Origin of the sequence: Streptococcus suis (genome assembly GCF_024509555.1) — a bacterium.
GTDB classification, from domain to species: Bacteria; Bacillota; Bacilli; order Lactobacillales; family Streptococcaceae; genus Streptococcus; species Streptococcus suis_AD.
Map to the genome: position 1 here is coordinate 1 of NZ_JAMWEL010000101.1, position 237 is coordinate 237.

Sequence of the window (237 nt, forward strand, 5' to 3'; positions counted from 1 at the left end):
TACGAGCTTCCTCGTCGTCTTTCCAATCTGTAATGTCTGGTGTACCTGTCAAGTTACCGTTGCTATCTACTGATACGCCGTTAACTGGTTCTGATGGTGTAATCACTGAATTTGGTGATTCTGGTGTAACAACTGTTGTATCTGAAACTGGCTGACCTTCAACTACCGTTGCTGGAGTTACGGTTGTATCCGTATTTGGTGTCTTAGGATCTGTACCATTTTGTTTCTCAACGTCGT

1 pseudogene is annotated in these 237 nt (G+C 43.5%); it reads right to left on the reverse strand.

The window, feature by feature from the left end:
* Positions 1–237: pseudogene (locus tag NF418_RS10505) on the reverse strand (hypothetical protein); the annotation flags it as partial.